General features: G+C 45.2%; 6 protein-coding genes and 4 tRNA genes. 7 read left to right on the forward strand and 3 right to left on the reverse strand.

All coding sequences use genetic code 11. The annotated features are described in order from the left end of the window. Nucleotides 1-266 precede the first annotated feature (266 nt). Both HRU21_08140 and folD read right to left on the reverse strand, forming a co-directional pair. Nucleotides 267-1388, reverse strand: coding sequence for a nitronate monooxygenase (locus tag HRU21_08140; protein NRA42261.1), 1122 nt, complete (start codon nucleotides 1386-1388; stop codon nucleotides 267-269). 1037 nt (nucleotides 1389-2425) lie between these two features. Next, nucleotides 2426-3268 carry a bifunctional methylenetetrahydrofolate dehydrogenase/methenyltetrahydrofolate cyclohydrolase FolD gene (gene folD, locus HRU21_08145; GenBank protein ID NRA42262.1) on the reverse strand — a complete coding sequence of 281 codons (843 nt, stop codon included), beginning with the start codon at nucleotides 3266-3268 and terminating at the stop codon, nucleotides 2426-2428. 207 nt (nucleotides 3269-3475) lie between these two features. On the opposite strand from folD, the gene HRU21_08150 reads away from it, so the two are divergent. The 4 genes from HRU21_08150 (at nucleotide 3476) to HRU21_08165 (ending at nucleotide 4085) form a co-directional block, all read left to right on the forward strand. Next, nucleotides 3476-3552 (forward strand) — tRNA-Pro (locus HRU21_08150). Between the two features lie 22 nt (nucleotides 3553-3574). Next, nucleotides 3575-3651: transfer RNA gene (locus HRU21_08155), tRNA-Arg, on the forward strand. 124 nt (nucleotides 3652-3775) lie between these two features. Then, nucleotides 3776-3851, forward strand: a tRNA-His gene (locus HRU21_08160). 143 nt (nucleotides 3852-3994) lie between these two features. Then, nucleotides 3995-4085: transfer RNA gene (locus HRU21_08165), tRNA-Ser, on the forward strand. Nucleotides 4086-4397: 312 nt separating this feature from the next. Here the strand turns inward: HRU21_08165 and HRU21_08170 are convergent. Then, entirely contained in the window at nucleotides 4398-5633 is a 1236-nt protein-coding gene (locus HRU21_08170; GenBank protein NRA42263.1) for an alpha/beta hydrolase, read from the reverse strand. Between the two features lie 91 nt (nucleotides 5634-5724). On the opposite strand from HRU21_08170, the gene HRU21_08175 reads away from it, so the two are divergent. From HRU21_08175 to HRU21_08185, 3 genes are all read left to right on the forward strand, one after another. Continuing rightward, nucleotides 5725-6165, forward strand: coding sequence for a group III truncated hemoglobin (locus tag HRU21_08175; GenBank protein ID NRA42264.1), 441 nt, complete (start codon nucleotides 5725-5727; stop codon nucleotides 6163-6165). 314 nt (nucleotides 6166-6479) lie between these two features. Continuing rightward, nucleotides 6480-6920, forward strand: a complete 441-nt coding sequence (locus HRU21_08180) for an OB-fold domain-containing protein (protein NRA42265.1) — start codon at nucleotides 6480-6482, stop codon at nucleotides 6918-6920. 11 nt (nucleotides 6921-6931) lie between these two features. After that, the gene (locus HRU21_08185; protein NRA42266.1) at nucleotides 6932-7459 is read left to right on the forward strand and encodes a Zn-ribbon domain-containing OB-fold protein; all 528 of its coding nucleotides are present in this window, start codon (nucleotides 6932-6934) and stop codon (nucleotides 7457-7459) included. The last annotated feature ends 97 nt before the right edge of the window (nucleotides 7460-7556 follow it).

The raw sequence follows: 7556 nt of genomic DNA on the forward strand, positions 1-7556 counted from the left end.
GGGTAGATTGCCATTAAGTATGTCTTGCCCAATTAATATAAATGTCCACTCATCCCAATCAACTTGAGTGATTGAAAAAAAAGGCGCTCTTAACACTAAACTAAACAAGCAAAGCCCGCAAAAGACCAGAAGGGTATTTTTATTGCTGCTTGTGAAGCTTATGAAGGCATTCATATTATCCTCGCGCAGTTGTTCAATGGTTTTTATGGTGAATCAAAAAAGCCCGCGAAGTGCGGGCTTTTGTCAAACAGTTGAAATACTAACAGTTACTCAGGAAGCAAGCTATTTAAGTTTTCCATGGTGTCGACATATTCAGTTAATAGACGATTGATCAAGTCACGCACTGACTCAACTTCATTAATCTGTCCAACCACCTGACCAACAGGGTTAAAAGCAACTTTTTGACATTCGCCTGATGCAGCGTAGGTATGCGTACGGCGGATAGCATCACCGGTTACTAGGCCTTGTAACGGCATGCCAAGTGGCTGAGGGTTGCCTTCGGTTTCCCAGGCTTGTGTCCACTCATTGCGAAGCATACGACAAGGCTTACCTGTCCATGAGCGTGAACGAACGGTGTCTTCTTCAGTCGCATCAAAGAACGATTGTTTCTGAGCAGGTTCAGCTTCTGCTTCTTCTACCGCTAACCATAGTGAGCCGGCCCAAACGCCTGCTGCACCCATAGCCATCGCTGCAACCATTTGTTGACCGCTGCCGATACCACCGGCTGCCAACACAGGCGTATCAACGGCGTTGATAATAGCAGGCCAAAGCACCATCGAACCAACCTCACCAGTATGGCCGCCACCCTCAGTGCCTTGTGCGATAATAAAGTCTAGGCCAGCTTCTTCATGTTGTTTAGCTTGTTTGACTTTGCCGCATAACGCGCCAACCAAGCGGCCAGAATCTTGAATTTTCTTCACAATATGAGCAGGCGGCGTACCAAGTGCATTAGCAATCAGCTTACAGTTAGGGCGTTTCATCGCTTCGTCAACCAATAAAGTGGCGATAGCTTCGTTCCAGCCGAGTAAGCCCATTTCATCATCAGCATCAGGCCATTCAGGTACGCCGTGATCAGCCAAAAGTTTTGCTGCAAAATCATGGTGTTCCTGAGGAATCATACCCATCAGCATTTCTTCTAGCTTGTCTGGGTCCATTTCGTCCATGCCTTCATATTTTTGTGGGATAACAATATCCACACCATAAGGCAGGTCACCAATATGATCGTCGATCCAGTCCAGCTCTTCTTTTAATTTTTCGGGGCTGAAGCCTACTGCGCCTAAGACACCCATGCCGCCCGCTTTGGCAACGGCGACAACGACATCGCGGCAGTGTGTAAAGGCGAAAATTGGTACATCAATACCACATTTATCTGCTAAATCTGAGCGCATAATATTTCCTCGGGAAACCATTATTGATTTTATCTGATGCCAGCATCAGCTGGTCAATATTTCGACGCCTAGTATGCCTTGTGCGAGTTAAAAAACAATGACAGTTCGGTATCATTTAGCCTAACAAAAACGATCATTTAGCCCTGAAAACGCTATATATTGAGTTATTTTGCTAGTTTTTTAAAAGGTGACGCAGAAAATGTCAGGTATTTAATCTAAATATTTACACGAAGAGGGTATCCCAGGGAGAACGTTTCTAGAGAACGGTTTAGCCAAACATGTTGATATGCCGATTTTGCTGATTAAAAGACGGGTTAAAGCCTTTTAGGTGGAACTAATTGGATAGGGTTTGTCTATAAAAGTAATATCGGATCGCTACGTGTTAATGATTAGACGAGTGGACTTTGCAATGAAGGCTATGCAGTAGGAAATGTGCATTAAGCACTGAGATAGCTTTTTCGCCAGTCATTAGGCATATTCAGAAATAATCCTGACAAAATGCAATCACTGTCTTATAATCGCCGCCGATTTGATTTAGCCCTAATATGATGTGATAAGGAGTATATATGAGCGATCAGTATCCTATGACGGAAGAAGAAAGTGCCAATGCAAAAGCCGACGCCTTTGCGATTATCTCTCTTATGGCCGTTGTTGTGACAACCGTTGCCTTTTGGTTAATTGGCCGTTAATTTTTGTTGCAAATTATTTTGCTAAGTTTGAATGATGGCCTTGGTTTATGATTAACGCCTGACTCAACATTAAAAAAAGCCGCATAGCGGCTTTTTTTATATCAATTTTTATATCAATCGTTTTATCGCATTCGTTTGGTTAATAGTTTCAGTGAGCGCCTTTTGGCTGATAGTTATTTTTTCTCAATTTAAGCACCTTAAGCCACTGAAAACTCGCTTAAATTGATCATTCCGTTCCGTTTCGTTCTAATCCAGTTTAGGTTTTTTCCGCTCAGCTTAGCTGACATCTTCACAGTCTCGAGTGCTAGTTTTCCTTGCAATATAAAAGGCGCTAATACCCTGGGGGTATTACAATAAAGACTTTTCACCTGACTCCACCGATTGAAAAATCAGTGTGTTAATGGTCATTGGTCCAACGCCACCAGGAACCGGGGTGTAGGCGCTGGCTTTGTCGATGACTTTATCAAGTTCAATATCGCCAACGCCGCCAGGATGGTATCCAGCGTCGACGACCACAGCGCCAGCTTTAATCCATTCGGCTTTAATAAACTCAGGTTTGCCGACTGCGCCAACCACGATATCGGCTTGCTTGATATGTTCGCTAAGATTGTTTGTGCGTGAATGGCAGATAGTGACGGTGCAGTTGGCTTCAAGTAGCATGGCAGCCATGGGTTTACCCAAAATAGGGGAGCGTCCAACCACGACGGCATGTTTTCCTTCGAGCGCTATTTGATAATGTTCAAGCAGGCGCATTATACCTTTTGGGGTGGCGCAGCCATAAGCTTCCTCGCCCATAGCCATGCGACCAAAGCCTAAACAGGTGACACCATCAACATCCTTCTCTAATGCAATCGCATCAAAGCAGGCGCGTTCATCAATCTGAGCAGGCACTGGATGTTGTAATAATATGCCGTGAACATCAGGGTTTTGATTTAAGGCGTGAATTTGTGTCAACAGTTGCTCGGTCGTGGTGCTGCTAGCTAATTCAACTTTCATTGAGCGCATGCCTATGCGCTCACAAGCATTGCCTTTCATCTTTACATAGGTTGCAGATGCTGGATCATCGCCGACAAGAATCGTAGCGAGAATTGGCGTGCGGCCTTGACTGGATGATTTAATGGTCTCTACGCGTTTAAGGAGTTCGGCTTCAGTTTGTTTAGCCAGTGCTTTGCCGTCAAGAATTACAGTCATAAATGCAGCCCGAAAGTTTTTCGTTGAAAATGCTATTTTCGCATGATTCCACCATTGGGTTCAAAATTTAAGCACTTAATTTTTATGCAAAAAATTAAAACGCATGAATTTTAGACATTCTTTTCAGCGGTTGATTTTTTCTGTAAAAACGGATTGACAATTTTGGGGCCGCTCCCTATTATTCGCGTCCTCAGTTAATGAGCTTGTCGGGGTATAGCGCAGTCTGGTAGCGCGCCTGCTTTGGGTGCAGGATGTCGGGAGTTCGAATCTCTCTACCCCGACCACTTTTTAATCTGCAAGCGCAATGCGCTCGTAGCTCAACTGGATAGAGCAACGGCCTTCTAAGCCGTAGGTTGCAGGTTCGAGTCCTGCCGGGCGTGCCATAATTTGCATGCACTCGGTGCTCAACTTGCCATCAGTCTGCATCTTGTGAGAGCTTTTTTGGGTTTAGCCTTTTTAGGGCCTTGCCTGAATATTGTGCATGTATTGTCAGGTTAAATCGCTATGGTGGGCGTAGCTCAGTTGGTAGAGCGCAGGATTGTGATTCCTGTGGTCGTGGGTTCGATCCCCATCGTCCACCCCATTTCTTTTTGCAATAGTAAGCACATTCGCATCAGCACATCCGCATTTGCGAAAATCTTAATATTGCTCATATATGTTTTCTGGATACTCATTACGCTAATGCTTTTACCGCATAAATAGAAGTGTAAGGATGTCCAATGCATCGGTCAGGTGGCTGAGTGGTCGAAAGCGCTCGCCTGGAAAGCGGGTAGTCGTTAATAGCGGCTCGAGGGTTCGAATCCCTCCCTGACCGCCATTTTTATTGATAAGCTGCCAATCAATCAAACTACTGTCATTTTAAAGCTATTAAAATTAGAGCCGTTCAAATTTGAGGCTTTTCTAAATTAAAAGCTTAATCAAATGCCTGAGTTTCTTATGCTGTCTAGCAGTCTAGCCTGAAGCTTTTTGTGCAAGCGGCAAGGCATTTTATCTGACCTAAATTGCTAATGTTGTGCAGAGTTATATTGGATGAATGTATTGGCGGCTAAAACTGCTGGTTTAAGGGGCTATTCAAGCTGGCTTTAATGACTACTATAAACTAACTGATTTAAATGATTTTCTTGAGTGTCTATTTTAAATACCGACTATAGACCCATTCCGAAAAAGTATGCATTGCATCAACCGTTTGCAGGCAGCGCGGCGAGTTGAATATGTCAAATGCATGTTGGGTTTGTTCTAGCTCGGTGTAAACACAGGGCTGATTAGAGCTTTTACGCAATGCTTTGGCAAAATATTGCGCATCCTCAACGAAGGAGAGTGTATCTAACTGGCCATGCGTGACCATAAAGGGTGGGGCGTCTGCGTGAACTTGCAGAGTAGGCGACATCAGCCGCCAAAAGTCGGCGTCATCATCCAGTTTAGTTGGCATAATGCGCTGTTCAAGGAAGTCTTGCACCGGCAAATCGGCGCGATGTTGGTTGCTGTCAGTCAGGTCATAAACGCCATACATAGGTAAGCAACCTTGCACTGTGGTGTCGCATTCTTCAAACCCGGGCTGTAAGGTGCTGAGGTGCTGGTTGGCAGTCAGAGCTAGCAGTGAGCATAAGTGGCCACCTGCAGAGCCGCCGGTTGTTAAGATGAAATCTGGGTTGCCGCCATATTCTGCAATATTGGCTTTAATCCATGCTACGGCGCGTTTGCAGTCGACGAGGTGCGCGGGCATGCGATGTTTTGGGCTGAGTCGGTAGTTAATGGAGACAAATATCCAGCCTGCTTCAATCAATCGGTTTCTCAGTGGCAGTGCCTGACGCTCGCCGTAGCCCAGCATCCAGCCGCCGCCGTGAATCTGTAACATGACAGGCCGTGGCCGATAGGCGCCATCTTTGGGTTTGAATAGGTCCAGCGTGTTGCGCTCTTCTGGGCCGTAGGTGATGTTGCTAAAATGTTGGTACTGATCAGTGTTTAAGCTGAAAGGTTTGTACCAATGCTGCTGGCTAGGCTGATTAAGCGTATTAAGACGCTCTTGGGCGATCGATTCGCTAAATTTATCACCCAGTCCAATGGCTAAAGTTTTAGCAAATTCTTGCTGCGTGGCTGATGCTAGCTGGTGCATAAGCTGCAGCTGCCGAATATTGAATGCAGCCAACAGCACCGCAAGGCTAGTGCTCCATTGCCAGTCCCCCAGATCGCCGAGCGCCATTAGCAGCAAGGCTATATGAGTTAGGGCGTGAAAAGCTGCCAGTTCAATCGTAAGCCAGCCAAGGAAAAACTGCGCAATAAGCGTTGGTTTCCAGCGCGTGCGGTATTTTGCAAACTGTATCATCAGGCCATAAATCACGACAAAATAGATCAGGGCGTCAGCCATATCGAATCCTTGAAAAGCATATTGCAGAATCACTTATTTTAACGGCCATAAGTGGTAGAATGATAGCGTTTAACAGTAATTTTATTGGGTTATGATCTCGGTGCAAAATACACGAATTGATGATAGTCGGGTTCAGGCTGCGGGTAATGTTGATCTAGATTCAGCGCAACATATTCAGCAGTTTGTTGAGAGTTTTTATGAAAAAATACTATCTGATCAATCACTTGAGCCGATTTTCTCGAAAGTGGCTAAGGTGGATTTAAATAAACATTTACCTATTATTTGTAGCTACTGGGAGAAGTTATTGCTTGGCGCTTCGGACTATCGGCGCCACACCATGAATATTCATCGCGCTGTCGATGTTCAGCAGGCCTTTACGGAGGCTAATTTTGTGGCATGGTTGGCGCATTTTAAGGCCACAGCGGCTGAATTCTCTGGTCCTAAAACCGATCGTGCGGTAGTCATTGCCAGCACAATTGCGGCTAATATGCAGCAGGCATTGATGCGCGATCAAGCTAATCGCGCCTCTTAGACTGTTGGCTATGTTCAAGGATTGTGCAGAGGACGAGCTTTTGTTAATGCTTAGATCTTATTGACGGCTAGCCGTTGTTGATAACAGTTTAGCTGTTAATGCGCAGCTCTTTGTCGCAGTTAGATTTGGCTGTGGTAAACCAATGATAAAGCGGCAGAAATCAGCGCTTATGATAGCGTGATCGTTTTTGTCATTACATCTTTGTTAAAAGGTATTGCGAATTCACCGCCGTTGATTGATACTTTTGCGCCTTAATTCTTAACTGGCAGCGGATCGTTGCCGCAATATAATGATAAATGAAAGGAGATATCTCCATGTCTCAAAACGATGACGTATTGAGATCAGAGTTTGACCTTGAGTTTACTTATACCCGAACCTACGGCGATGTGTTGAGCAAGTTCTTCACTGAGTTGAAAGACCAAAAGGTTCTCGGTATCAAAGGAAGCCAAGGCCAAGTGATCTGCCCACCGTTAGAATATGATCCACAAACCTCAGATGAGTTAACAGAGTTTGTTGAAGTTGCAAGCACGGGTGTTGTAACAACTTATAGCTGGGTGTCTGAACCGTTACATAAGCATCCATTGCAAACCCCTTTTGCTTGGGTGTTGGTCAAGCTAGACGGTGCTGACACGGCGATGTTGCATGCACTTGATTGTCAACGTGGCGATGTTAAAAGCGGTGCGAAAGTGAAAATTCGTTGGGCAGCTAATCGCGTTGGTACGATCCGCGATATTGAATGCTTTGAGATGGCTTAAAGGAGATCCCCATGAGTGAAGAAAAAACAATGGTTGAGGGCTTCGAGTCTCCTATCGAGCTTCGTTATAGCTTTGCTGCAGGTGCTGCAACATCTGTCTTTTTGCGTGAAGTTAAGCAAGGCAAATTAATTGGCCAACGCTCTAATGTAACCGGCTTTGTGTCTGTGCCACCACGCGGTGCCTGTCCTATTTCTGGTACGCCGATGGAAGAGGTGGTATCAGTGCCTGAGACTGGCACGATCATGTCATTCACTATCGTGCATATTCCTATCCCTAATGCGCCGGTTAAGCCGCCGTTTATTGTGGCTAATATTGTTTTGGACGAAACCGATCAAACATTTATCCACTTGGTATCAGAGTGTGATAATGATGCGCTCGAAATTGGCCAAAAAGTAAAAGCCATTTGGAAAGACGAGTCGGAGTGGGATTACACTTTAGAGAATATTAAATACTTCGTACCTATTGATGGTGAAGTAGTCGATATCGCTGAGCTGAAAGCTGAGCGTATTGCAGCGACGGAGAAGTATAGAAATGCGTGATGTAGCTATTATTTCATATGCTCAAACCAAGCAGGTGCGTGATGCCGGTGCGGCTAACGACATCGAAATGGTTATGGATGTCACAACCCGTGCCATG

It is taken from the genome of Pseudomonadales bacterium, from assembly GCA_013215025.1.
GTDB lineage: Bacteria > Pseudomonadota > Gammaproteobacteria > Pseudomonadales > DT-91 > DT-91.